The following is a 25,448-nucleotide window of genomic DNA, read 5'->3' as shown; positions in this document are numbered from 1 at the left end:
AATGAGTACGGAAGCCTTAGCACAAAGCCACGAAAGCGGTAGCGCAGAGTTAGCCTCGCTACTTGATCAGGCGATCGGCGCCACCAAGCAAACTGACGCATCACGCGCGGAAGAGCTTATTCGTACGCTGACTGAAGAAGCCATGAGTGGTACGGTCAGCTGGAATAAAAACCTGACGGTAACCTTTAATGAAGCCATCAGCCGGTTAGACAGCCTGATATCCGACCAGCTGGCGGCAATTATGCATGCCGAAGACTTTCAGAAACTGGAAGGCAGCTGGCGCGGACTGAACCACCTGGTAACAAATTCTGAAACCGGTAGCTCGCTGAAGATCCGCATGATTAGCATGAGCAAGAAAGAGCTGTACAAAGATTTAAGCAAAGCGGTGGAGTTTGATCAGAGCCAGACCTTTAAAAAGGTATACGAGACCGAGTTTGGTACGCCTGGTGGCGAGCCTTATGGTGCCATCATTGGCGACTACGAGTTTACTAACCATCCGGAAGATATTGAAACGCTGACCTATATGTCAAACGTGTCTGCCGCTGGTTTTTGCCCGTTCTTATCCAGTGCGTCGCCGGCATTATTTGGCTTTGATGAGTGGACTGAACTGTCAAAACCGCGCGATCTGGAAAAGATTTTTGAATCGCTGGAATACACCAAATGGCGCTCATTCCGTGACAGTGACGATTCACGCTTTGTTACATTGAGTATGCCGCGGGTGTTAGCACGTCTGCCGTATGGTAGCTCTACCGCGCCGGTAGAAGAGTTTGGCTACGAAGAGTTTGAACTGGATGCCCAGAAGGCCGTCGCGAAAAACACCAACCATAACCATTATTGCTGGATGAATGCCGCCTATGTGCTGGGCAGCCGGCTGACCAATGCGTTTGCTCAGTATGGCTTCTGTACCGCAATTCGTGGTGCTGAAGGCGGCGGTAAGGTAGAAGGTTTACCGTCTCATATCTTTATGAGTGATGACGGTGACCCGGATCTGAAATGTCCGACTGAAATTGGCATTACTGATCGGCGTGAAGCTGAACTTGGCAAGATGGGCTTTTTACCACTTTGTCATTATAAAAATACCGATTATGCGGTGTTTTTTGGTGCACAGACAGCCCAGAAGCCGAAGAAGTACGAAAGCCCGGAAGCAACCGCCAATGCGGCCATTTCTGCCCGCCTGCCTTATCTGATGGCAACGTCCCGCTTCGCCCATTACTTAAAAGTACTGGCCCGCGACAAAATTGGCAGCTTTATGGAAGCAGAAGATGTGGAAGTATGGCTTAACCGTTGGATCCTGACTTACGTTAATGCCTCAGAAGGCAGTGGTCAGGAAGTACGGGCCCGTTATCCGCTGGCTGATGCGAAAGTACAGGTTCGTGAGATCCCGGGGCGTCCTGGTTCTTACAACGCTGTAGCGTGGTTACGGCCGTGGCTGCAACTGGAAGAATTGTCTACCTCGTTACGCTTAGTAGCCAAAATTCCAGAAATGGGCAGCTAAGCCAAACTGGCAATTGATGTACAGCGGGTTAGTTGAAGTAAGGACGGGCAGGTCATGGTGGACGCAGTTAATTTTGTTACCGATACAGTTTTTGATTTGGAAGAAGACTGCAGGCCTTGTCCGTCTTATGCCAGCGTTGAGCGCAAAGGATTGCTCAGCCGGTTTTTGCGTGAGTCTGAGCCGTTAAAGGCGATCCTGTTCTGGCTACAGCACATTGAAAGCCGGCCTTGCATCAGCGCTGCTTTTGTTACACCTGTGCTGGGGCGGGCGATTGCTGAAATTGACAATCTGATTAATCAGCAGATTAATGTCATTTTACATTCTGCAGCCCTGCAGGAGCTGGAAGCAAGTTGGCGTGGTTTGTTGTATTTAACTGAGCAGGCTGAACGCTACGATCGCGAGCAGAAAGTAAAAGTTAAACTAATATCCCTGTCATGGCCTGAGCTGAGTAAAGATATCAACCGGGCTATTGATTTTGACCAGAGTGATTTTTTTAAACTTATTTATGACAATGAATTTGATATGGCAGGCGGTGAGCCTTTTGGGGTACTGATAGGTGATTATCAGATAAGCCATAAAATCCGCCGCGGCCAGAGTATTAATGATCTGGATACCTTAAAAGAAGTTGCCCGCACCGCCGCAGCTGCATTCGCGCCTTTTATTACCGCCGCTCATCCATCACTTTTCGGGGTTGATCATTTTTCTGAACTTGGCCAGGTCGCTGATATCGCCAGTCAGTTCAAACAGCCTGAATATGTGAAGTGGCGGGCGCTGCGTAATATGGAAGATGCGCGGTTTTTAGGCCTGGTGCTGCCGCAGGTACTGATGCGGCCACCTTATAAAGATGATGGCAGCCGCAGTGAAGGCTTTGTGTTTAAAGAGCAGTTCAGCCGGCCACAGCGCGATTATTTATGGGGTAATGCAGCCTGGGCGTTTGCCGGCGTACTGGTGCGGGCTTATAGCGAGTCAGGATGGTTTGGTCAGATCCGGGGTATGAAAGCAGGCCATTATAACTTTGGGCTGGTTAGCCATTTGCCAGTTAGCCAGTATGAAACTGAGAAGTATCAGTCTTTTAATAAACCATCGGTAAATTTACTGGTTGGACACCGGTTTGAGGCGGCTTTGTCAGATGCCGGTTTTGTTCCACTGTCGGCAGTGCCTTACAGTGATTTTTATGCATTTTACAACAATGCCTCCGTCCAGGAAGCAAAAGCCTACGATAAAACTCTGTCTACAGTAAATGCCCGTCTATCTGCGATGTTGCAGTACATCTTATGTGTGGCCCGGTTTGCTCACTACATCAAGGTTATTGGCCGTGACAAAGTTGGCGGCTATGTCTCGGCAGAAGAATGTGAGCAGGAATTACAGCGCTGGCTGCATAACTATACCACCGCCTCAGAAGATGCCTCTTATGAAGTAAGAGCCCGCAGACCGCTGCGTGAGGCCCGGATAAAGGTAAAAGAGAAACGCGGCCAGCCAGGTCGCTATTATTCGGTTATTCAGTTGCAGCCGCACTTTCAGCTGGATCAGATGGTGACATCCGTAAAATTAGTCGCGGAGCTGTCTCCGAAACAAAAGGCGTCAGCCTGAGGAATTTTTTATGAAAAAACTTAATTCGTTAATCAGTAGCGGCCAGCTAAAGGGCGCATTAGAGCATGCCTTGGCGGTGCTTCGGGATGACCCGCTGAATGCCCAGATGCGGGCAGTATATGTTGAGCTGCTGTGTATCGCCGGCGAGCTGGAAAAAGCCGATGCGCAACTGGATATGATAGTCCGTCAGCATCCAGACTTTCTGCTGGGTGCCGTCAATGTCCGGCAGTTAATCAGGGCTGAAACCGCCAGACGTGACTTTTATCAGGGGGGCATGACAGCTACTTTGTTTGGTGAACCTGCGCCGATGTTCAGCGCCTTACTGCGGTTACGGTTAGCGATGCATGAACAGGATATCAGCGCGGCAGCAGTGGCGGCAGCAGAAATGGAGCAGTTGCGGCCGCGAGTGGCGATGGAGCACGCTGAACAGCTGCATCCGGATATTCGTGACCTTGATGACAGTCTGGGGGGGTATCTGGAGTTATTTGGTACCGATGGCAAATATTACCTGGCCGGGTTTGAGCAGATAGCCAGTTTAAAATTGCATCCGCCGAAAAGCTTGCTGGACATTATCTGGCGGCGGGTTGATATCAGCATTATTGACGGCCCTCAGGGGGAAGCGTTTTTGCCGCTTATATACGTTGCTGCCACGGCTGGAACAAGCGGTGAAGGCAACGATCCGGCGCTTCAGCTTGGCCGGGAGACCGACTGGCACGAGCACGATGCCAGATTGGTCACCGGTAGTGGCCAGAAGATGGTCTTACTGGGAGAGCAGGCCGTGGTGCTTGGCGATCTGGTTGAGCTGGATGCGCGAAGCGAACACAGCGCATCAGCGATAGCGGCCACAGCGGCAATGGCTGAATAACTGATATGAAAGTGCATCAGAAACAGGCGCTGCAAATGTCGTTGCTGGATCGGTTGATTGATGATGCACCTGGCCTGAAAGATCCGGGCCGGCAACGCCGTGGTTTTGATTTAAAGGCGTTACGCCAGAGTGTCCGGCGTGATCTGGAAAACCTGCTGAACACACGGGTGCAATGGCATGTCTGGCCTGAAAGTTACAGCGAGCTGCCGCAAAGTCTGCTCAACTATGGCCTGCCGGATTTCTCTGTAATGGTGGTGGATTCGATTGAAGGCCGCCAGCAGTTATGTCTGGCAGTAGAGCAGTGTATTCGCCGTTTTGAGCCCCGCTTTGTTGAAGTGGAAGTGTCGTTACCCGACGAGCAGCAAAGTATCGAACGGGTGCTGCGGTTACGCATTCAGGCGCTGTTATACGCTGATCCGGAACCGGAACACATTATGTTTGATTCTGAAGTAGAGCCGGTTCACTTAGGGCTGACCATCAGGGATTATCAGTAATGAATGATGAATTGTTGAAATATTACAATCGTGAGCTGACCTTTATCCGCCGGATGGGCGCCGAGTACGCCGAAAAGTACCCTAAAATTGCCGGCCGTTTACGGATAAGTGAAGAAACCGTTGAAGATCCTCATGTATCACGGTTAATCGAAGCCTTTGCCCTGCTTAGCGCTCAGATCCGGCAAAAGTTAGACGATAGTTTTCCGGAATTAACCGATGCCTTGCTTGGCCAGATGTATCCCGATTATCAGGCGCCGATCCCGTCGGTATCGGTACTGAAACTGGTTAGCCAGAATTTATCAACCTCTGGTATTAGTATTAAGCGCGGCACTGAATTTGAAACCCGGGCAGAGGGCTTAAAGCCCTGTACCTTTCAAAGTTGCTACGACACCGATATCTGGCCGGTTGAAGTTGTACAGGCAGAATTTAAAAATGCGCCTTTTCACGCGCCGAAACCGCCCGCCAGTCAGACGGCTAAAGCGCTGTTAAAACTGAGCCTGGCCTGCGAATTTGATAATACCTCCTTCAGCGAACTGGCGGTTGGCAGTTTGCGTTTTTATCTGAATGGTCAACGCCACCATGTATACAAGCTGTTTGAGCTTATTGTCCGTCAGGTAATTAGTATCGGGGTGGCACCTGCGGGCCAGCCTGAACAGATGCGCTTTTTGCAGCCGCGGCACATTAAAGCGGTTGGCTTTGCAGATGATGAACAGGTGGTGCCATACAGTCATCGCAGCTTCAGTGGTTACCGCTTGTTGGTCGAACAGTTTTTATGTCCGGAAAAGTTTTTGTTTTTCGCCCTGACTGAGCTTAACCCGGACTGGCCTGGTGTTGCTGATAAAGTGGATTTGTATTTCTATCTGGCAGAAGGCGCGGATGAGCTGGAGCGGCATGTTACCGCCGACAGCGTGCTACTGGGTTGTACGCCGGTTATTAACCTGTTTAAGCAGAAGCTGGAGCCGGTTAAGTTAGAGTCGGCCCAGTATGAATACCGGCTGGCACCGCGTTACCTTGATGCCGATGTTTGTGAAGTGGTGCAGGTGCAGCAGGTGCAGGCATTTGACCCGCAGGGCAATGAGCTAACGCTTAATCCTTACTACAGCCAGGGGCATCCGGATTATTTGCAGCAGCAACAGTTGTTCTGGCATACCCGGCGGGAATTTGTCGATTGGGCCGGGGGGTACGCAGAAGCTGGTACCGAAGTGTATTTATCTATTGTTGACCGCCAGTTTAAAGGGGTGAGCAACGATGATGAGCAGCAACACTGGGTTATTCAGGTTAATGCCCTGTGCAGCAACCGTAACCAGCCGGCCTATTTACCTTTTGGTGGTGGTGAGCCGGAATTTGCCATCAGTAAACATGCAGATGTTATTAAGTCAGTCCGCTGCCTGGTGGCACCGACGATGAGTGTTCGTCCGGCATTGGCCGAAAGCAGCCGCTGGCAGCTGGTTAATCATCTTACGCTGAACCATTTCAGCGGTGAGCAGGCGCTTAACGTATTGCAGGAAACGCTGAGGTTGTATGATTTCCGCTGTACGCCCGAATCAAAAGCCCTGATAGACGGTATTGTCGGCTTGCGTCTGAGCAGCGGCTCGGCCCGGGTTAATCAGCAGGGCCGGATCGCGGTGTGCAGTGGCACGGAGATTTTGCTTGAGTTCAGCCAGTCGGCCTATACCGGCAGCAATGTCTACTTTTTTGCCAATATTCTTGATGCCTTCTTTGCCCAGTATGCCAGTATCAACAGCTATACCCGGCTAACCGTTAAACTCAAAGAGCACGAGCAGATTTATCATCGCTGGCCCGCCAGAGTGGGCGGCAGAGTACTGTTATGAGTATGCCGCTATGACATTAACAGCATTAGTAGCCAGCCCGGCGGATTTCGATTTCTATCAGGCGGTGTATCAGATAGAACGTCAGCTCAGTAGTGAGCAGAAACAATGGCATGGTGTCGGCCGTGATGCATTTCCAGCGGCAGAGTTAGTCCGGTTTAAGGCAGAGCAACATCTTGGGTTTGCCGGCCAGCCAATTAATAAAGCCAATGCCCGCAGCAACAGCGATAACAAGCTGGCACTGGAGCTTTATGTCAGTTTTCTGGGATTAACCGGGCCTAGTGGTGTCTTGCCGCAGCATTACACTGAAATGGTGCTGCAACGGCTGAAGCAGCGTGATGGGGCCATGCGCGATTTCTACGATATGTTCAATCACCGGCTGATTTCGTTGTATTACCGGGCATGGGAGAAATACCGTTTCGCCTGCCAGTATGAAATTGCAGATGGCCTGAATGATCCGTTCAGTAAGCTGCTGCAACAATTAAGTGGCTGCCGGGATAACCTTGGTTTGTATTACGCAGGTGCTTTTAGTCAGCGCAATCGTTCGGCGCAGTTTCTGCAGCAAATATTAACCGATTTGCTGGGTGCCAATACCCGGGTGGTGTCGCTTGCCGGACGCTGGTTAGCGCTGGATGTTACCGAACAAAGCCGGCTATCTGGCCGCACCTTACCTGAGGGCCAAAATGGTGCACTGGGCCAGACCAGCATGCTCGGACAACGGGTGTGGGACGTCAGCTCAAAGGTCGTGATTGAAGTCGATGCCCCGCCAGAGAAACTGCCCGGCTTGTTACCCGGTGCCAGCCGCTATCAGTTAATTCAGCACATCGTCAGCCGCTATCTGGACCCTCATTTGCAGGTCCGATTGGTTATCAGGGGTAAACAACAGGATTTCGCCTGCACCCGTCTGGCCAGCCGGCAAACTGCGCTGGGGCGCGGTAGCCGGTTAAGTATCCGCGCTGCAATATCGCAGCATCCCGCTCAGGTTGGTTTTCACCTGGGCCGGCTTTAAACAATGCACAGGAAGCATGTATGTCGACAAGTTCTCTGAAAAGTCTGGTTGAAAAGCTTAATCATGACTGTAAACAGGCGCTGGAGGCGGCGACAGCGCGTTGCCAGTCACGCAGCCACTATACCGTGGAAATTGAACACTGGCTGGACGCCTTATTGCAAAAGGACAGTGCCGATTTTAATTTACTGTTTCGCAGTTTTGGCGTTGATACCGACAAACTTCAACAGCAGCTGCAGCAAGCCCTGGAGCAGCTAAAAACCGGCAATAACTCGTTACCCGGTATATCTGTGCAACTTATCAGCTGGTTAAAAGCGACCTGGCTTAATACCACTATTGAATTCGGCGACCGCCAAATTCGTAGTGCTTATTTGTTATATACCTTATTGCAGGATGAAAGCCTGGCGGGACTGGTACTGCGCCGGATCCCTGAGCTGGATAAAGTTAATCCGGCAGAGTTGTTGCGGGTCTGGCCCAGTCTGGCTGCGCAATCGGCAGAGCAGGGTACAGCTGCTGGGACGGTAACCCCGGGCCAGAGTGGCAAAACGCCGGCGCTCGATCAGTTTACTATCGATTTAACCGCCCAGGCGCGGGCCGGCAAAATTGACCCTATTGTTGGCCGCGATTTTGAAATCCGCCAGATGATCGATATTTTAACCCGCCGGCGCCAGAATAACCCTATTTTAACCGGCGAAGCCGGGGTGGGTAAAACCGCGGTGGTAGAAGGGCTGGCCTTACGGATTGCCGCGGCAGACGTGCCAGAAAAGCTGAAATCTGTAGCATTAAAGGTGCTTGACTTAGCCTTGCTGCAGGCCGGCGCCGGCATGAAGGGCGAATTTGAAAACCGCCTTAAAAATGTGATTAACGAAGTAAAACAAAGCCCCACCCCGATTATTCTGTTTATTGATGAAGCTCATACCATGATCGGCAGTGGTGGCCAGGCCGGGCAGAACGATGCAGCCAATTTACTGAAGCCGGCATTAGCCCGGGGGGAGCTCAGAACCATTGCTGCAACGACCTGGGCTGAATATAAAAAGTTTTTTGAAAAAGATGCGGCATTAACCCGACGTTTTCAGGTGGTTAAAGTTGAGGAACCCAGCCCGGCCAAAGCGGTGCTGATGATGCGCGGCTTACTTGAGGTGATGGAGCACCACCACGGTGTCAGTATCACCGATAAGGCGCTGCAGGCTGCCGCCTATTTATCTGATCGCTATATTAATGGCCGTCAGTTACCTGATAAAGCGGTAGGGCTGCTTGATACGGCCTGCGCCCGGGTTGCGATGAGCCAGGACGCGGTACCCGGCCTGGTAGAGGATCAGCAGCGCAAAGTCGACCAGCTGCATAGCGAAATCAGCGTACTGCAACGTGAGCAAACTCTGGGGGTGCTGCATACCAGCCAGCTGGAGGAATTACAGCAGCAACTGACAGCGGCACAAAGTACTCTGGAAGATTTGCAGCAACAGTGGCAAACCCAACGCGAGTGGGTCATGCGCGCCCGTGAGTTGGCAGCAACGCTGCATCAGGCTGGTAATGAGGCTAAGCAGGAAGCAGAAGCCAGTGGTCAGCCCGATCAGGCGCAGCTGGTGCAGCAACTGACTGAGATCCGGGCGTCATTAGCTGAACTTGCCAGCCCTATGGTGCACTGGCAGGTTACTGAACAACTGATTGCGGAAGTGGTGGCAGACTGGACCGGCATCCCACTTGGCAAAATGCGCTCTGATGAAATTAATAATGTACTGGCGCTGGAACAACACCTTGCGGACAGAGTGGTGGGCCAGCAGCATGCATTGGCGCTTATTGCCCGGACAGTGCAAACCTCACGGGCACAACTGGCAGATGAGAAGAAACCAAACGGCATTTTCCTGCTAACCGGACCAAGTGGCGTCGGTAAAACTGAAACCGCATTGGCTATTGCCGAGCAGGTGTATGGCAGTGAAGAAAACCTGACCGTTATTAATATGTCAGAGTTTAAAGAAGAACATAAAGTATCGCTGCTACTGGGCTCACCTCCTGGCTATGTGGGTTATGGCGAAGGGGGCATTCTGACCGAGGCGGTGCGGCGTAAGCCATACAGCGTGGTGTTGTTGGATGAAATGGAAAAAGCTCACCCCGGGGTGCAGGATATTTTCTATCAGGTTTTTGATAAGGGCACCATTAAAGATGGTGAAGGTCGTGATATCGACTTTAAAAATACCATCATCATCATGACGTCAAATGTGGGTACTGACACTACCATGCGTTTGTTTGAAGATGCGGATTCTGCGCCGTCAATTGAAGGTCTTGGCAAAGCATTGAAAGATGACTTACTGCAAATCTTCAAGCCCGCCTTTTTAGGCCGCTTAAACGTCATTCCTTATTTACCGTTGGCAGACGAGACACTGGCAATGATTAGCCGGCTGCAACTACAACGGATAGAAAGGCGTCTGCAACAACATTACAACGCAGGCTTCAGTTATCAGCCGTCGGTGATTGACACTATTGTCAGTCGCTGTCAGGACGCGGGATCCGGTGCCCGCACCATTCACAATATTCTGCAAAACAGTTTGTTACCAGAACTGTCGGTGTTGATCCTGCAATGCAGTGCCCGGCAACAACCGATCGGACACGTTACATTAAGTGTTAACGATGAAAAATTCGACTTTATAATTGATTAAATATTACATTTATTAAACAAAATTGATTGCAAGTCATTCTTAATGTGGCTTGTAATTTAAAAAGTTAAAAATAGATCTAAATAGTTAATTAAAAGTTGATCATACTTACTTTGAATGTATAATTTGTTCAGTTTGAAAAAGTACTTTACCGACAATTTCCGCTTTAATGTTTAAGCATTGTTAAATATGTTTGTGGTATGCATAGTGGTTGAAGGGAGTGTTTTTTTGGCGTTTGGCCGGGGTGTGGTTTGCCCGGGTTTATATCTGTCCTGAGTGGACACTATTTTAAATATGCAAAAGGAGCATAGCATGCAAGCAAATACCTACCTGCAGTATGGCGCGATCAAAGGCGAATCAACCGCTGATGAATTCAAAGACATGATTACTGTACTATCGATGGATTGGGGTTCTCACCGCGAGTTAACTTCATACACCGGTACTGCGATGGACCGTGAAGCCAGTTCTACCCGGTTAAACGATATTGTTATTACTAAACTGCAAGATAAATCATCTCCTGATTTATTCAAAGAAGCCACAATCGGTAAAGGCCAGAAGGCTGTGTTCCACATTACCAAGCAGGGCGACAAAATTGAAGAAATCATGAAAATTGAACTGACTGATGCCATGATCAGCAGCTATCAGATGTCAGTTTCTGGTGACCGTCCGGTTGAAACTATCGTGATCAGCTACACCGAGCTGATGATGACTGTTACACCTACTGACGACAAAAACAACGTTACTGCTCCATTGGTATACGGTTACAGCGGCGTTAAAGGCGCTAAGCTGTAAGCTGCAGATGCAGTTGGTGCCCAGTGCGGTGCCAGCTGCATTACTTGCTAATTCAGATAGCCGGAATTTTTACCAATCCATTCTTGATTGAGGCATACGGATGCAAAAAGCTACCCAGGATGAGAACAGCATCAGAATTGATACCCCTTTGGGTAAAGATGCACTTTATCTGACCCGGTTTGTGTTAGATGAAGGAATATCCCGGTTATTTTCCGTGGCGGCCACGGTGTATACCAATGGCCAGGAAATTGCAGCTAAAGATTTGATTGGTAAAGAGGTCTGTATAACGCTTGAAATGGGCAATAACAGCCAACGTTATGTGCATGGCGTTGTGGCCGGCTTAACGTCACTGGGCTTAAGGGTTAATAAAGAAGCCGGTGGCAACAAGTTTCGCGACTATCACCTTACTATCGTTCCCGCCGCCTGGTATATGCAGCATAAGGTGAATAGTCGCATTTTTAAATCACAGAATGTGCTGAAAATCGTCGAGACCCTGGCATCAGAACATGGCATTAAACTGGATGCAAGCGCCAAGATCAGTAGCAGTTATCCCGATTATGAGTACAAAGTTCAGTACGAAGAAGCTGATTTCAGTTTTATCAGCAGGCTGCTGGAGCAGGAAGGTATTTTCTACTTTTTTGAACACAGTAAAGGCCAGCACAAATTGATCCTGGCTGATAAAGCCACGGCTTATGAACCCTGTATAGAGAAAAACGTAAAATTTCACACCGGTACGTTGGCAGAGGCGCATATCAGCCAGTGGCAAAAAGCGTTACGAATGGTACCGGGGAAATTTGTCGAGCGCGGTTATAACCTGGAAAAACCGAAAGCGCTGCCTACTGGCAGCTATGACAAAGGCAGCCTGGTCAGTAAACATGCTGATTACGAAGTATTTCATTACGGGGCAGAAGCAGAAACCCATAAACGCTCCAAGGCCATCGCCACATTGCGGCTGGAAGCTCTGCAGCGGGATATGGCAATGCAGCAGGGCGCCAGTAGTTGTCGCAGTTTCACCGCCGGGCGCACTTTTACCATTAGTGAGCACGAAGATAAGGCAGAAGAAGGCAAGCAGTATGTGATTACCGATCTGAGGTTGGATGCCGCGATAATAAACCAGGCTGGCGCAAATCAAAGTGCCGGGAAAGTAATTACCAACAGTTTTCGCTGTGTACCTAAAGACGTAGCTTACCGGCCGCTATTACAAACACCGAAACCACTGGTGAAAGGGGTGCAAACCGCTACGGTAACCTGCAAGGGGGCAGAAGAGATATCAGTTGATGAACTTGGCCGGGTAACCGTAAAGTTTCACTGGGACCGCAGCGATATTACCGACAATGAAAGCTCTTGTCCTATCCGGGTCAGCCAGAACTGGGCAGGCAAAAAGTGGGGCATGTTCTTTTATCCGCGGCGCGACCAGGAAGTATTAGTTGAGTTTTTAAATGGTGATCCGGATCAGCCGGTAATTATTGGTGCCGTTTATAACTCTGATCATATGCCGCCATACGACCTGCCGGTAGCGAAAACCCAAAGTGGTGTGAAAAGCCGCTCCAGTGAAGGTGGCGGTGCAGACAACTTTAACGAAATTCGGTTTGAAGATAAAAAAGGCGATGAGTTGCTTTATCTGCATGCTGAAAAGAATTTTAAAGTGCAGGTGGAAAATGATCAGCAAATTAATATTGATAACGACAGCAGCCGGCTAATCAAAGGTAACGACATAGATACGGTAAATAAAGACCGCAGCAGCACCATCGATGGTGCTGAAACTCATAAAGTGGGCAAGTCACTGACAATTGAAGCGGGCGATGCTATTACCATTAAAACCGGTGCGGCCTCTATTGCAATGAAAAGCGACGGCTCTATCGCCATTAAGGGCGTTAACATTACCATTAATGGCGCCAAGGTAAGTATTAACTAGATATCCGCCAGAGCCCGACTTTAGCAAAGTGTCAGCATTATATAGGTGAAATATGAGCAAACCCGCTGCGATAATTGGTTGTATGCATGTCTGCCCTAAAGTCACAGGCCAGGTGCCGCATGTGGGTGGCCCGGTTTTGCAAGGCTCACCCAATGTCAGTATTGCAGGGATGCCAGCGGCCAGAAAGGGCGATAAATTACTGTGCGTCGGCCCGCCTGATAGTGTAAGCGGAGGTTCTGCCACGGTATTTATTAATGGCAAAAACGCCGCCCGTTTGGGTGATGATACCGCCCATGGCGGCAAAATTGTGGTGGGTGTGCCCACTGTGCTGATTGGTGGCTAACAATGATGGAGACCTTTGCTGATCTGGCAGAGCGCACGCATTTATTGTGGCTGCAGCGCTTAGCTCTGACAAGCAGTGATTACATTACGCTTAGCCAGTTAAAGCAGCATGATCAGCGGCTATTGCAAAGTGTCAGCTTATCTCAGCGCTATCTGGATGGCAGCGAACCGGAATTGCCACTATGGCTGAATGCCCTGCTGGATAACAGCGCAGCAGAGCTACAGACACTGCTGACACTACCCCTGCCGTTGTCGGCTCAGGCGTTGCTGGCTGAACTGTGGTTGGCACTCCATCAGAAAACCGCTGCTCATTACGTGCAGCAGTATCAGCGGCCGGAGCAAAGCCAGCTGCTCTGTTTGCTGGTGAATAAGGCGCTGGCGACAAATTTGTTCCAACCTATGCAGGTATTGGATTTAAGAAGTGCAGTGCAGCTGGCCGGGCAGTACGGTTTAACAGAGCGATGCGCCCTGTTGCAGCAGTTGACAGCTGAGCTGCAGCACAATGCAATACTGCAGGCCGAGTTAAGCTACAGCTTGTATTTGCTGGGACAACGTACTGACGAGTTTGATTTAGTGCTGCAGCTGCAGCAAACAGAGTGTCTGACACCCAGACAACTGCAATTATTATTATTGGCTGCACCCGCTGAGCAAAAAGTCAGAATAGTTAATGCCTTATGTCTGACCGATATCTGTCTGGCGATCAATGCAATGGGGTTTAGTGGTCAGCGTAAATTTTTGCCGCTGTTACTTGAGCTGAGTAGCCAAAGTGAACATCAGGCTGCAGCCCAAAGCGCACTTATTACCATGTTTGGCAGTCTGACTGCCGATGCCGTGCAACGTGAACCACAAATGCGTGAACCACAAATGGTAAGTGGTTCGCAGTTAAGCAGCAACCAGCATCTGGTTGGCGGTATGGTTAGTGACGCGCTGGATTTGCAGGGATTGTGGGCCAGTGGCAATCAGTACCAGCGGTTTGCGGCGGCGGCATTGCTGGTATTACAGCAGCCAGGTTTTGCCTTGGCAGAGCCAAATAACTGGCTGGGAGGCTCATGGCCAGTTCGATAGTGGTAAAAGACTATGCTGTGGTACTAGGTAAGACCCCTGACACTGACTGGGCATTATTGCTGGATGTGATACCGGTTGAGCCCACGCTGCTAGAACAACCGGACCAGTTGCAACAGGTTAATACTTTAAGCGGTATCGACGCTGGCCTGACATTTAACGGTCGGTTACTGGCGTTACTAACCAGACTGCTGGCCCAATTTAAGCGCCCGGCGGATAAAGCACCGGTGTTATTAGTGCTTCCCGAGCAACTGGCAAATGAGCCGGCATTGTCGGACTTTGTGCAGGCTTTGCGGCAGCAATTTCCATCATTGCTAAGCCATAGTGGATGTCAGCTGTTTCCTTATGGCCGAAGCGCAGGGCTGATGGCGCTGGCAGCGGCCAGGCAGCTGTTAGCAACCGGTGAGCCAGAGGTATGGATCATTGGCCTGGATAGTCCGGTTGCCATGCTGCAGACAACAGCAACACAAGCCGCAGATAGCGCTGATTTGCTTTCGCCAGCGGCTGAACGTCAGCTCCCGGATCAGGTGGTGTGGTCAGAAGGGGCCGTTGGTATGGCATTGCAGCAGAGCGATACAGGCTTGTATTGTCAGTATCTGGCGTCTGATGCCACAGTAACTAATGATGCAGAAGAGCTGGCTCTGGCACAGTTATTTACTGCAGCGGCGGCTCACTCTGACAGTGCCCTGACGCAGCTTTATTTACCTGACAATGGCTGCAGTGAATTAACGGCTTGCTGGCAACCTCATTACCGGCGCCTGGCACCGGTTATAAATGAAGCCAGTCAAATGCGTTTTCCAGCCTACAGCTCAGGCGAGCTGGGAGCTGCAGGCGGGCTTTATCGGTTTTTACTGTTATATCTGAGTTATAGCAATGCAAACCAAAGCGGATTAACCCTGCAGTGCGAGATCTCACAGCGGTTATATCGCGCTGTGGCCGTTTTCAGCTGGCAGCAGGCCGGCGGCTTATCTGAACGTTAAGGACAATTATTGGTATGGCTGTGCATTCGTTAACCCTTAAATCCCGCTCGGGCAAAATGTTTCTGTTTTGCACTGAAAGCCAGGGGCAAAGCGGCACAGCTCTGCAGTTTGCCAGCCGTGACGCGGCAACCCAATGGATCCGGCAGTCATTCGATCGAAATGCGACCCAAAGCGACAGCATCCGTGATGTTTATCAGTGGTTTGCCAGTCAGTTGTCGGCAAGAGATTTAGTCGCGCCGTGGAGCGCCGTGCGTGACGCTGAGTTGTGCCGTACCCTGGCGACAGCCCTGCTGGAAGGCAAGCTGCTTATTCTGCAACAACCTGAGCGAAAAGCCGTATTAACTGCACCCGAGTCTGTTACACCCGCGCCTGCCAGCAGTAAAACACTGGAGCGCGGCGGACAAACCACCGGCAAACCTGCTGCTGAAAATAGCAACGTGGCCAGCGACCAGGCTGGTACTAATGCGGCAGATAACCAGACACCGGCAACGGAAAATGTGACAACCTGCGGCGATCCGGTATCGATGTGTACCGGTGAGGAAATTCTCGAACTTACCGATTTTGAGCTGGCCGGGCCCTTGCCGATGCAATGGATCCGAACCTATCGCTCCAGTCAAAGCCATCAGAACATTGGTTTTGGCTATGGCTGGCGCAGCAATTTTAATTTACATATTGATACGTTGACGGCTGACGATGGCACCGTTGCCCTGCAATTAGTTAACGAGGAAGGGCGGCGGCTGCATTTTGCCAGGCCTGAACCGGGACAAACCAGTTATCAGCTGGCTGAGGAGCTGGCACTGCGCTCGGAAGCGGACGGCAGCCTGGTGTTGCTGAAGCCCGATAATACCCATTGGGTATTTGTACCCGCTATCAGCACTGCCGACACTGCGAATACCCAGCGCTGGCTGCTGCATCAGGTAATGGACAGTGTCGGGCGCCACTTACAGCTTTACTACAATAAGCAAAGCCGGTTGAGCCGGATTGATTACACCGCTAAAAAAGGCATAGAGCTGCATTACGACAGTGCCGGTTTGTTATGCCGGATTGAAACAGTAAGCCTCAGTAACCCAACTGATAAGCGCGACAAGGCAGCGCAAATAACGCCAGTGGTGCTGGCGCAATATCGCTACAACATTGATCAGGAACTGATCAGTGCTACCAACAGTGGCGGTCAGACCGAGCAATATCAGTACAGCCAGCATTTATTGACAGTACGTCAGCGGGCCAGTGGTTTTTGTCATTATTTCAGCTGGCAGGGTAACGGCCCGGCCGCCCGTTGTATCCGCAACTGGGGCGACGATGGTATTTATGACTATCGTTTCAGTTACGATGACAAAACCCGCAGTGCCAGCAGTATCGACGGTAATGGCCATTGCTGGCAGTATTTTCACAATAAACGTAATTTGTTGCTGAAAAAAGTGGCACCCGATGGCGCAACCTGGCAGTACAGCTGGAATCAGCAGGGCAAAAAAATAGCGGAGACCAGGCCTGATGGCAGTACCAGCCGCTTTTACTACAATGAAAACGGCCAGCTGGTTACGCTGGAGCAAGCCGATGGCGCCATTACCCATTTCCAGTACAATGAGCTGGGCCAGCGTAATGTCATTATTGACGCTGAAGGCCGCCAATGGCGGCGGGAGTACAGCGCAGCCGGCTTACTGCTATCTGAACTAAGCCCTGACAGTGCAGTTACGCGTTATCAATATAATGGTAATAATCAGCTTGAGAGAGTATACCTGCCTGACGGCGGTATCCAGCGACTACGCTGGAGTGACGAAAATCAGTTACTGGCGGTAAAACACAACGACGCGCTGACCCGCTACAGTTATGACAGCCTGGGCCGGTTAAACGGCATGGTCGACGCCAGCGGTCTGGTAACAGAATACCACTACAACCCGGCGGGCAAACTGCTGAAACAACTGCAGTACCCGGCCGATAGCGAAAACCAGCCTGACGCGCCGCGGTTGGAGCAGCATTTCAGCTACGATGAAAGTGGCCGCCTGCTGAGTACCACTAACGCCAATGGCGACAAAAGTACGCGCCAGTACGGCGGCTTAAGTCAACCAACCCGCCTGCTGCAGGCCGATGGCAGTGCTTTTAACTACGAGTATGATAACGAGCGGAACCTGACGGCGATTATGCGCAGCGACGGTGCCCGTTACCAGCTGGACTATGATTCGCAGGAACGGCCAGTTCGACTGCAGGGCTTTGATGGCCGCCAGCAACATTTTCAGTATGATCTTAACGGTAAAGTCGCCAGCGTACGCGATGGCAGCAAGCGGCAGTTGAAAGTAAAACGTGACAAGTGTGGCCGTATTGTCGAGCAAACCGCATTGCACGGCCAGAACCTGGCCAGTAACCATTTTCATTACGATAAAATTGGCCGGGTATTGCGGGCCAGTAACGGCCAGCGCAAGCTTCGTTTCAGTTATCATTTAAATGGTCAGCCAACCGAAATATGGCAGGACAACAGTTGTGTTGCGCATCAGTACAATCCACAGGGCAAGTGCAGCAGCACGACTTTGCCAGATGGTACCCTTATCGATTATCGCTATAACGAGGAAGGGCAACTGACGCAGCTGGCCGTTAATCAGCAACCACTGCTTTGGCGCACCTTTGACAGTGCCGGGCGCGAAACAGCGCGCGAGTATCAAAGCGGCTTGATGCTGCAGCAGCAGTATGATGTTTATAACCGCTTAACAGCACAGCAGTGGCAGCGGGGCAGCCAGAGCCAGCGACGGCAGTACCGCTATACGGCGTTACATCAGCTGCAAAAAGTAACGGATAACCAGCTTGGCGATATCGAGTACCAGTACAATAAGCTGGATCAGTTAATCAGTAAGCAGCATAGCGCAGACTCCAGCCAGAACGAGAGCCATCAATGGGACAGTTTTGGCAATCCGCACGGCGACGGTATTGAGGTTAAACAGGACCGGTTACTGCGCTATCATGATAAACAGTATCAGTATGATGACAGCGGCAATCAGATACATGCTGCCTCTGGCCCCGCCAGCCAGCAGCGCGAGTTTAATGGCTTAAACCAGCTAACCAGCGTCAGCTGCAACGGCGCTATCAGCCGTTACGAGTACGACGCTTTTGGCCGGCGCAGTGCTAAAATCAGTGACGGTGAGCGCACCGAGTACTTCTGGGATGGCGATAAGCTTATCGGCGAAAGCCGGGCCGGTGAATACAGCTGGTACATTTACGAGCCAGGCAGCAACAAACCACTGCTGTTACTGAAAAATGGTGCAGTGTATTACTATCAGCTGGACCAGCTCGGCACCCCGCTATCCTTAACCGACAGTAATAACGACATAGTCTGGCAAGCCAGCTACTCAGTTTTCGGCAAAGCATTAGTAACGCGTAACGAAATTGATAACCCGTTACGCTTTCAGGGCCAGTATTTTGACAGCGAAAGCGGGCTGCACTATAACCATTTTCGCTACTACGACCCCGAAACCGGCCGCTTTATCAGCCAGGACCCAATCGGCCTGCTCGGCGGCATTAACCACTACCAATATGCGCCTAATCATGTGAACTGGGTTGATCCTTTAGGGTTGAGTTGTAAGGAAGCTAAGCCGCTTTACAAAACAAAGGATCTCTTGCCTGGGTATACAGGTGAAGATGATCCAAATAATTGCACGCGTTGGAATAAACCAGAAGTAGTTGAATACCTAAGTGGACAAAAAAAAGCCGAATTAGAACTTGATGTCGTTGGTGGATTTTTAGTCAAAAAAAGTACCGGTGAGTTATTTGATACTGGCGATACAAATACGTTTTGGGGTCAGGCTATATTCGCGATGGATGGCGGTGGTCGAATATTTGCTTCACTATATCAGGAGGCGGGTATTTTCCACCATTCATCTCTTGTTGGAGGGGAAGCTGTAGCAGCAGCTGGAACATTTGAAGTGAGTCATGGAGTATTGTTAGAGGTAAGTAATCAAACAGGCCATTATGAAACCTCTCAAGAACTCAATAATCAGTTTTTTGATGAGTTAGAGCAACGCGGTTTACCGCGTGATACTTTGGATAATGTGAAAAGGAAAGGTTATAACGAAGATGGCTTCCCGATGAAGGAGAAAAACCATTCGGATTTTAGAACAGCTCGAGAATGGAAACCAGGGCAAGAAATACCCGATGACTGGATGGATTTTTAATGAAAACTGAAGAGATACCTAATATTGTAAAACTGTTCCTTTATCCAATGCATGGAATAATTGAAAACAAAAACATCAGCTTTTTGACACCCAAAAGAGTTTCAGAAAGCAAAAAAAACTTATCGTTTCTTAAATCTCAATGTGAAGCAATAGTCTGGGTGTTGGAACATAAAAGCTTTGATTATAGTAGTTGGACAGCAAAATATTGTACGACTCAACAGGTAGTTGATTTTGCTGAAAGTAACGCCATTATTTTTTTGCATGAGGGTTTATTTAAACTTTGCGGAGTAAAATTTGACGAGAACTTATTATCTTCCGATTTATGCAGAGAAGATGTGCTGCGATTCTATGTCGATTATCCTTCAAGCATGCAAATTATTAAGCATCTATACAAAGACTACTTGAAGAAACCAGAAAGCAAGTACACTTTAAATGGATTAATCCCGCAATTAGCAGTTGTTGTGGAGGAAAATGTATTTGAGATACTAGCTGCTATACACTCAATTTCGCATTTCGAGGCGCGTGATTATGCGATTGCGCTGCAAGACTATGATAATCCTGAACGTGCAGAGGCATTTTTTATGGCTCTAAAACAAACCCTTAATGACATTGCATTGGGAAAAGAGTAGTAAACTTTATTGCTCCATATAGCAATAGGGGCAAGGTAAGGCAAACACTGGTTACTTTGGTACACTGTAGCGGTGAATTTAAAATCTTTGACCCAGAAACATGTAAGGTCTTCACTTTAAGCGAATGATGATTATATTGTTTTTTACAGTTTCAATGGTTTTGGAAAGCGCAACTGTGTCAGACATGAATGCCCCTACAGAAGTATTAGTGATTAAATCACCAAAGGCTGAAGTACTCGAGAAAGCATATGCGAGTTTTAAAGATAACGGCTTTGATATTGCAGGTTACGACGTGATCTTGTTGGAGAATGAACAGGTTTGGATAGTCGTCTATCAACCGTCCGATTATCCGGTCGGCCAAAGAGGTAGTGTGGATAAAAAAGGTTTTACTGTAGAGGTCGATAAAACTAATAACAATGTCATTAAATCTTATTACTCCCGATAGGCAGTGTCTGTGTCAATTGAATTGAGAGCAGCGTGTCAACACGTTTCAGGTTAATACACTTACGACGGTTGACCAGTTGTTGATGGCAGATGGTTAAAAGCATGATGTTTAGTGATGCACGTGGAGGAATCTATATTCATGGGAACAATGAAATTAATGTTCCTGATTACGACCCTAACCAGATTTTTTCTGCAGAAGAATCCGAAATTAAAACTAAACTGATCGATGCACTAGTTAACTGTTATCGTACTGGGGTACTGGTTAATATTCGTAGGCATATTGCTGTTTCTAAAGTATCAGATTACTCAGAGAAATGTATATTTGAATGGAATAATGAACAGGTCTCACTGGCGGAGGCTGAGATAATTGTTAAAACGACTAGTGCGGTGTACTTTTTTAAAACTTCCCTGATTTATAACGTTTTTAGACATAACTACAAGCCAGATAGCTGTCTGGTTACTATTCTCATAGATCAATTTGGATGATGGTAATTTCATGCATATGATTGCTAATGTGCCGCAGCCCGTGTTTGCATTTTTGTATTTAATGTGGGGGGGAGTAAAGCATAAATATATGACTTTTCTCACCCCTAAATATGCGGCTGAAGCGAAACAGGATCTTGCGGGGCTAAAGCGTGATTGTGAAGCCATAATTTGGATACTTAAAAACAAGGATGCCGACTATAGTGAAGCTGTTGCTCGTGCCTACACCAATCAGCACGTAATCAATTTTGCGGCAACTAAAGCTACCATTTTTTTGCATGAAGATATGTTTCAGTTAGCTGGGGTAACATTTGATGAACGGCTGATTCCTGAACATATAATAAAGGAGGAGGCTTTAAGGTTTTATGTTGATTACCCACCTCGAATGAGTCTTATCAGGTATTTTTACCGTGATTATGACGACATTGAGTCATTGCAACAAAAGGTTTGTAGTAGGTTTAAAAATGAGGTGTCCAATTTGCTGAATGTTGTTAATGCCATCTCACATTTTGATTCTGTTGATTACGCCATTGCTTTGCAAGATTACGGCAATCCGGAACAGGCAGAAAAGTTTTTCAGGATGTTAAAGCAAGCTTTAGTAAATATTGTTAAAAGCTAAGGCGATATTATATGAAAAGCGGTCTTATTAGGGCTCAGAAAATAACAGAAATAAGTGCATTGTCTTTATTGCTGTATCCCTTCCAGTTCGAAAGAGTGAGTGAAGATTTCTTGTGGACGGAAGATCATCACCAGAAGTTGTCGAAGTTATACGATATTAACAAGTTAAAAATTATTTTAGAGCAACTAGATCATTACTTTATGGTTAAGGACATCGATCTGTCGAATGTGCTGCCCTCAATGAATGCGAACGATAGCCAGAAAGAAATTCTGCTAAAACATATTCAAAAGGGCTTAAAGGAAATTACTGATTACGATTAAGGGTAAATTTAGGACAGGCACTACTTAGAAAATTATGCCAGTCGCCCTGCAAATTGATGTTGTTTTAAAGTTACAGTGCTAATTTGCTTAAGAAGACTGATGGAAAGCATTGAATGAGTAGAGTTCGAGCCAAATGAGACCGGTATGGTTTTTTTCAGGCATGACGGTTTCTGAATGCAAATTTATAGCCAGCAAGAATTAATAGTGAGAATTTATAAGATGGTCAGGCAGTGTCGCGGTGGGCTCGTCGGCTAAAGAAAGTGAAGTAGCGAGCTTCGAATTGAGTAGCGCGTTTAAGCCAGTCATGCTGGTTGAGACTAAGCCTCTGCAGGATGGGTGGCAGTAGTTCGGTGTGGACCACCGGTTTGCGGCGGCGGATAGTGCGAGCAGTAAAGTCCACCAATTCCAGATAATCAGATAAGTTAAACAATATACCGTGCTGCGCTTGCTCTACCAGCGCTCCTTCGAAAGACAGCAGCGGCTTGAGAGGATGCCTGAAGTGTTGCAGATTACCTAGCATGGTTTGTTCAGCAATAGCCGCTGTCAAATCGAATGTCGGCATCAGCCGCTCTTTGATACTGGTAAATTCTGAGCTTTCAGGTGTTTCGGTTATCTGTGCGCGTACCGGATTTAAGTCGACATAAGCCATGCAGGACAGCAGGGCCTCATTAGTTAGCAGTGCCTGAGATTTAAATCTTGCTTCCCAGAAATGCCCGGTGCAGCCGTCTTCCTTGTTGGCCTGGCGGGCAATGGGCTCGTTAAGACATTTCATAAACCAACTCAGGCTGGTCAGGCGCTGGCGGTAGATTTCAGCAGTACTATTTACGGAAGCCTGTTCAGCGGCACTAAGAGCGTTGCTTGATAAATAGCGCTGCACCAGCAGCGTCCCTTTGTGAATACTTGTCCAGCGCAACAGCACTTCTTGCACGCTCCAACCTGTTGCCTGCTTTGGTTGGAGTTTTACTACTATGTGTAAGTGGTTGGCCATAATTGCGTAAGCACAGATGTCGATAGCAAACAACGAGGCCAGCAGGCGAATGCGCTGTTCAATCCAGGCCCGGCGGTGTTCGTAATTTTCACCGGTATCGCTGTCAACACCACACAAAAAAGACCTGCGCACACAGCGAGACACTACATGGTAGTAAGGTGTGTCGTCGACGGCGATGAGGGCTTTACGGGGTCTGGGCATAACGCACCTTTATGACTGTTTAAATATACAGTATTTATGTTAGTTATCGATTGTTGAACTGTCAATATTATGATTGGGAAGCGCACATAGTTTTGTATAGGTGTGCCTGTCCACATTTGTTATGCGTTCTTAATTTGCCGAAACAAGCGGAACACTTACTTAACCTGCTGAAAACAGGAGGATGACGATGAAAACCCTTACTAAAGCTGATATTAAACGGCTGAATGAAATAGAAGAGGAAGATTTTGTGCTGATTAATGTGCTGTCCAAAGATGCCTTTAATAACAAGCATATCTGCGCCTCAATTAATATCCCTTTTCCAGAGAATGACAATTTTGTTGACGATGTGGCCGAGGTGGTTGGCGAGAATAAAGACCACAAGATCATTGTCTACTGCGCTAATAAAGAATGTGATGCTTCGCCTAATGCCGCAAAAGCGCTTGAAAAGGCCGGTTTTAACCATGTTTACGATTACGAAGGCGGTATGGAAGACTGGGAAAGCAAAAAACAAGCTGGTTAATCTGCCGTTATGTCGTCTGATAATTTTAAGCGATATAATTTAACGCAATAATACTGCTTGATAAGATAATCCGGTGACAGTTAAGCCAGGCTGGCACGCCTGGCTTTTTTCTGCCTGAATACTATTTCAAATAAACCTATCCTATAAGCGCCCGTCCGGCGATGCCAAACGCTGCTATTATTCCAATGGCCCATACGGTTGAGCGGGGCGTGGCATAGTCGAACCAGTAACAGATGTAATAAAGGATGCGGCTGGCGATAAATACCCAGCCCAGAATAACGGTGGTGCTGTCTACTGCATTTAGTGCTACCGCACTTAACACCGCACAGCCATAAATAATCAGTGCTTCAAAACTATTGTAGTGGGCGGCGTTGGCGCGCTGGCCAAAGCCTTTTAGCGCGGCTTGCTGCTCTCTTGGGTTGTTGTTGTCGTAGCCGCCGGCCTTTTGCATGGCAAAAGCCAGTGGTGCTTTGGCTAAAAACGGCAGCAGCATGGCAATAAACAGGGTAAATAACAGCGAACTTAGCATTGAAAAACCTCCGGGCAGTACTTTGCAGATTATCTGGCAAAAAATGTAAGTGTAGTCCCAGCTTACTGGTTAGTGAGTGACCTTACCAGTTTTAATCTGGTACTCTGTGCGATGGGCGACAATAATAATAACGGCCCGCGTAAACTGCAAAAAGCAAAAATACTAAAAAAGCACAAAGACGGAGTACATCCTGTGAAGCACCCATTTAAGAATATAGGTTTATCAATTTCAGTTTTAAGCTTAAGCCTGGTGCTTGGCTGTACTGAGGCGGTAATACCTGAGCCAGAGAAACTGGCAGATAAAGGCGCGCTGGTATTGGTTGGCGGTGCCCTGGCAGGTTCTAATGCAGCTGTTTATCAGCGCTTTATTGAACTGGCCGGGGGGGAGCTGCAGGCCAGGATAGCGGTAATTCCCGCCGCCAGTGGCCAGCCGGTAAAATACTTTAAGCAATTTCAGCAAGATATGCAGCGCTATGGTCTGGATGAAGATCAGATGACCTTGTTCCAGGTCGCCGTTAGCGATGATAAAAACACCAAAGATATCGATGAAAGTCAATGGCGACGTGGTGCGACCGATATTAAGCTGGCTGAACAGCTTAGCCAGTTTACTGCCGTCTGGTTTTTAGGAGGTGATCAGCTGAACATAACTGCTACCCTGGCACCGGATGGGCAGCACTCTGTATTGCTGGACGCGATATGGGCGTTGTATCAACGTGGCGGCGTAGTAGGGGGTACCAGTGCGGGTGCGGCGATGATGAGCGACGTAATGATTGCTGCCGGAGATTCCTGGGGCGCGCTGACTGCCGGTACCACTGACAGCTACAACGGCATGCAGGATCAGGAAAACGGGCCATTAATGCTGGCGAAGGGGCTGGGGTTTTTCCCGCACGCTATTATTGACCAGCATTTTGACCGCAAAGCGCGTTTTGGTCGGTTAATTGTCGCAGCCGAGCTGAATAAAGCTACCTTTCCAATGGGCTTTGGTATTGATGAAAACACTGCGCTGGTATACACCGCCCATAACAACAGTGCCCAGGTTATTGGTGCCGGTGCTGTGACGGCGATAGATGTCAGCAATGCCAGACGGCTTGAAAACCCTCATGGCTATCATATTGAAAATGTTCGGGTTAGCGTAATGCAGGGCGGTGATTACTACCATTTTGACACCGAACAGTTTGTTGCCAACCCGCTGAAATCGGCCACTGTTGGCCATGAGTATCTTAATCTGGCAAAACCGGTGGTGTCAGGTGTGTTCAGCCGCAACAGCAGACTAAAAGATCTACTGACCTTTGACCTGTTGGATAACAAAGGCGCGACTGAAGTCGTCAGTTACCTGCATCAGGGGCAAGGCAATGGCTTTACGTTGCGCTTTAGCCAGGATGAATACACTACCGGTTACTGGCAATATCTGGATGGTTTGCTCGATAGCGGCAGTGCTTTTGGCGTTAAACTGGATATTATTCCGACGGAGTTCAGTATAACGCCATTGCCCGCAGCGACAGCGACTGCGGCCGTTACAACAGAATAAGCTTGCTGCT

At 48.8% G+C, this 25,448-nt stretch carries 22 protein-coding genes; 20 read left to right on the top strand and 2 right to left on the bottom strand.

From position 1 onward, the window contains the following. Position 1: 1 nt before the first annotated feature. From tssC (R3187_RS09935) to R3187_RS09850, 18 genes are all read left to right on the top strand, one after another. On the top strand, positions 2-1,495 hold the full coding sequence (gene tssC / locus R3187_RS09935) for a type VI secretion system contractile sheath large subunit (protein ID WP_318966724.1): 1,494 nt from the start codon (positions 2-4) through the stop codon (positions 1,493-1,495). 54 nt (positions 1,496-1,549) lie between these two features. Then, positions 1,550-3,085, top strand: a complete 1,536-nt coding sequence (gene tssC, locus R3187_RS09930; protein WP_318966723.1) for a type VI secretion system contractile sheath large subunit — start codon at positions 1,550-1,552, stop codon at positions 3,083-3,085. A 10-nt stretch (positions 3,086-3,095) separates the two neighbouring features. After that, a complete protein-coding gene (locus R3187_RS09925; RefSeq protein ID WP_318966721.1) occupies positions 3,096-3,950 on the top strand; it encodes a type VI secretion system accessory protein TagJ in 855 nt (284 codons plus the stop codon). A 5-nt stretch (positions 3,951-3,955) separates the two neighbouring features. Next, a complete protein-coding gene (tssE, locus tag R3187_RS09920) occupies positions 3,956-4,444 on the top strand; it encodes a type VI secretion system baseplate subunit TssE (RefSeq protein WP_318966719.1) in 489 nt (162 codons plus the stop codon). Next, entirely contained in the window at positions 4,444-6,276 is a 1,833-nt protein-coding gene (gene tssF, locus R3187_RS09915) for a type VI secretion system baseplate subunit TssF (RefSeq protein WP_318966717.1), read from the top strand. Before tssE ends, tssF begins: the two co-directional genes overlap by 1 nt. Before the next feature lie 10 nt (positions 6,277-6,286). Continuing rightward, entirely contained in the window at positions 6,287-7,282 is a 996-nt protein-coding gene (gene tssG, locus R3187_RS09910; RefSeq protein WP_318966715.1) for a type VI secretion system baseplate subunit TssG, read from the top strand. A gap of 20 nt (positions 7,283-7,302) precedes the next feature. After that, positions 7,303-9,933 carry a type VI secretion system ATPase TssH gene (tssH, locus tag R3187_RS09905; protein ID WP_318966713.1) on the top strand — a complete coding sequence of 877 codons (2,631 nt, stop codon included), beginning with the start codon at positions 7,303-7,305 and terminating at the stop codon, positions 9,931-9,933. Positions 9,934-10,242: 309 nt separating this feature from the next. Further along, complete coding sequence (locus R3187_RS09900) at positions 10,243-10,722, top strand: Hcp family type VI secretion system effector (protein ID WP_097109775.1); 480 nt, start codon at positions 10,243-10,245, stop codon at positions 10,720-10,722. A 100-nt stretch (positions 10,723-10,822) separates the two neighbouring features. Beyond that, the gene (gene tssI / locus R3187_RS09895; RefSeq protein ID WP_318966710.1) at positions 10,823-12,637 is read left to right on the top strand and encodes a type VI secretion system tip protein TssI/VgrG; all 1,815 of its coding nucleotides are present in this window, start codon (positions 10,823-10,825) and stop codon (positions 12,635-12,637) included. A 52-nt stretch (positions 12,638-12,689) separates the two neighbouring features. Further along, a complete protein-coding gene (locus R3187_RS09890) occupies positions 12,690-12,980 on the top strand; it encodes a PAAR domain-containing protein (RefSeq protein ID WP_318966708.1) in 291 nt (96 codons plus the stop codon). Between the two features lie 2 nt (positions 12,981-12,982). Further along, the gene (locus R3187_RS09885; protein ID WP_318966706.1) at positions 12,983-14,044 is read left to right on the top strand and encodes a hypothetical protein; all 1,062 of its coding nucleotides are present in this window, start codon (positions 12,983-12,985) and stop codon (positions 14,042-14,044) included. Then, positions 14,029-15,021, top strand: a complete 993-nt coding sequence (locus tag R3187_RS09880; protein WP_318966704.1) for a hypothetical protein — start codon at positions 14,029-14,031, stop codon at positions 15,019-15,021. Before R3187_RS09885 ends, R3187_RS09880 begins: the two co-directional genes overlap by 16 nt. A gap of 14 nt (positions 15,022-15,035) precedes the next feature. Continuing rightward, positions 15,036-19,178: an RHS repeat-associated core domain-containing protein gene (locus R3187_RS09875; protein ID WP_318966702.1), complete on the top strand. Its 4,143-nt coding sequence runs from the start codon at positions 15,036-15,038 to the stop codon at positions 19,176-19,178. Further along, positions 19,178-19,807: a hypothetical protein gene (locus R3187_RS09870; protein ID WP_318966700.1), complete on the top strand. Its 630-nt coding sequence runs from the start codon at positions 19,178-19,180 to the stop codon at positions 19,805-19,807. The genes R3187_RS09875 and R3187_RS09870 overlap by 1 nt, the downstream gene beginning before the upstream one ends. Positions 19,808-19,931: 124 nt before the next feature. Next, a complete protein-coding gene (locus R3187_RS09865) occupies positions 19,932-20,252 on the top strand; it encodes a hypothetical protein (RefSeq protein WP_318966698.1) in 321 nt (106 codons plus the stop codon). Between the two features lie 101 nt (positions 20,253-20,353). Further along, entirely contained in the window at positions 20,354-20,737 is a 384-nt protein-coding gene (locus tag R3187_RS09860) for a hypothetical protein (RefSeq protein WP_318966697.1), read from the top strand. Positions 20,738-20,747: 10 nt separating this feature from the next. Then, complete coding sequence (locus R3187_RS09855; protein ID WP_318966695.1) at positions 20,748-21,353, top strand: hypothetical protein; 606 nt, start codon at positions 20,748-20,750, stop codon at positions 21,351-21,353. Between the two features lie 95 nt (positions 21,354-21,448). Further along, a complete protein-coding gene (locus R3187_RS09850) occupies positions 21,449-21,673 on the top strand; it encodes a hypothetical protein (RefSeq protein WP_318966694.1) in 225 nt (74 codons plus the stop codon). 223 nt (positions 21,674-21,896) lie between these two features. Here the strand turns inward: R3187_RS09850 and R3187_RS09845 are convergent, their stop codons facing one another. Further along, positions 21,897-22,862, bottom strand: coding sequence for a transposase (locus R3187_RS09845; RefSeq protein ID WP_318966692.1), 966 nt, complete (start codon positions 22,860-22,862; stop codon positions 21,897-21,899). Between the two features lie 187 nt (positions 22,863-23,049). Between R3187_RS09845 and R3187_RS09840 the strand changes: the two genes are divergently transcribed. Next, the gene (locus tag R3187_RS09840) at positions 23,050-23,382 is read left to right on the top strand and encodes a rhodanese-like domain-containing protein (RefSeq protein WP_318966690.1); all 333 of its coding nucleotides are present in this window, start codon (positions 23,050-23,052) and stop codon (positions 23,380-23,382) included. A 136-nt stretch (positions 23,383-23,518) separates the two neighbouring features. On the opposite strand, the gene R3187_RS09835 is transcribed toward R3187_RS09840, so the two are convergent. Then, positions 23,519-23,911 carry an MAPEG family protein gene (locus tag R3187_RS09835; protein ID WP_318966688.1) on the bottom strand — a complete coding sequence of 131 codons (393 nt, stop codon included), beginning with the start codon at positions 23,909-23,911 and terminating at the stop codon, positions 23,519-23,521. A 192-nt stretch (positions 23,912-24,103) separates the two neighbouring features. Here R3187_RS09835 and R3187_RS09830 point away from each other — a divergent pair, with 192 nt between their 5' ends. Further along, entirely contained in the window at positions 24,104-25,438 is a 1,335-nt protein-coding gene (locus R3187_RS09830) for a cyanophycinase (protein WP_318966686.1), read from the top strand. Positions 25,439-25,448 lie beyond the last annotated feature (10 nt).

The organism is Arsukibacterium sp., assembly GCF_033721375.1.
Taxonomy (GTDB): Bacteria; Pseudomonadota; Gammaproteobacteria; order Enterobacterales; family Alteromonadaceae; genus Alishewanella.
This window is presented reverse-complemented; position numbering and strand designations above follow the sequence as displayed.

Excerpts from the sequence above, each read along its gene's own strand:
- tssE (WP_318966719.1), top strand. The coding sequence starts at position 3,956 with ATGAAAGTGCATCAGAAACAGGCGCTGCAAATGTCGTTGCTGGATCGG.
- R3187_RS09885 (WP_318966706.1), top strand. The coding sequence starts at position 12,983 with ATGATGGAGACCTTTGCTGATCTGGCAGAGCGCACGCATTTATTGTGG.
- R3187_RS09925 (WP_318966721.1), top strand. The coding sequence starts at position 3,096 with ATGAAAAAACTTAATTCGTTAATCAGTAGCGGCCAGCTAAAGGGCGCA.
- R3187_RS09835 (WP_318966688.1), bottom strand. The coding sequence starts at position 23,911 with ATGCTAAGTTCGCTGTTATTTACCCTGTTTATTGCCATGCTGCTGCCG.
- tssC (WP_318966724.1), top strand. The coding sequence starts at position 2 with ATGAGTACGGAAGCCTTAGCACAAAGCCACGAAAGCGGTAGCGCAGAG.
- tssI (WP_318966710.1), top strand. The coding sequence starts at position 10,823 with ATGCAAAAAGCTACCCAGGATGAGAACAGCATCAGAATTGATACCCCT.
- R3187_RS09875 (WP_318966702.1), top strand. The coding sequence starts at position 15,036 with ATGGCTGTGCATTCGTTAACCCTTAAATCCCGCTCGGGCAAAATGTTT.
- R3187_RS09855 (WP_318966695.1), top strand. The coding sequence starts at position 20,748 with ATGCATATGATTGCTAATGTGCCGCAGCCCGTGTTTGCATTTTTGTAT.
- R3187_RS09860 (WP_318966697.1), top strand. The coding sequence starts at position 20,354 with ATGATGTTTAGTGATGCACGTGGAGGAATCTATATTCATGGGAACAAT.
- tssF (WP_318966717.1), top strand. The coding sequence starts at position 4,444 with ATGAATGATGAATTGTTGAAATATTACAATCGTGAGCTGACCTTTATC.
- R3187_RS09870 (WP_318966700.1), top strand. The coding sequence starts at position 19,178 with ATGAAAACTGAAGAGATACCTAATATTGTAAAACTGTTCCTTTATCCA.
- R3187_RS09890 (WP_318966708.1), top strand. The coding sequence starts at position 12,690 with ATGAGCAAACCCGCTGCGATAATTGGTTGTATGCATGTCTGCCCTAAA.
- R3187_RS09840 (WP_318966690.1), top strand. The coding sequence starts at position 23,050 with ATGAAAACCCTTACTAAAGCTGATATTAAACGGCTGAATGAAATAGAA.
- R3187_RS09865 (WP_318966698.1), top strand. The coding sequence starts at position 19,932 with ATGATGATTATATTGTTTTTTACAGTTTCAATGGTTTTGGAAAGCGCA.
- tssG (WP_318966715.1), top strand. The coding sequence starts at position 6,287 with ATGACATTAACAGCATTAGTAGCCAGCCCGGCGGATTTCGATTTCTAT.
- R3187_RS09845 (WP_318966692.1), bottom strand. The coding sequence starts at position 22,862 with ATGCCCAGACCCCGTAAAGCCCTCATCGCCGTCGACGACACACCTTAC.
- R3187_RS09900 (WP_097109775.1), top strand. The coding sequence starts at position 10,243 with ATGCAAGCAAATACCTACCTGCAGTATGGCGCGATCAAAGGCGAATCA.
- R3187_RS09880 (WP_318966704.1), top strand. The coding sequence starts at position 14,029 with ATGGCCAGTTCGATAGTGGTAAAAGACTATGCTGTGGTACTAGGTAAG.
- tssC (WP_318966723.1), top strand. The coding sequence starts at position 1,550 with ATGGTGGACGCAGTTAATTTTGTTACCGATACAGTTTTTGATTTGGAA.
- tssH (WP_318966713.1), top strand. The coding sequence starts at position 7,303 with ATGTCGACAAGTTCTCTGAAAAGTCTGGTTGAAAAGCTTAATCATGAC.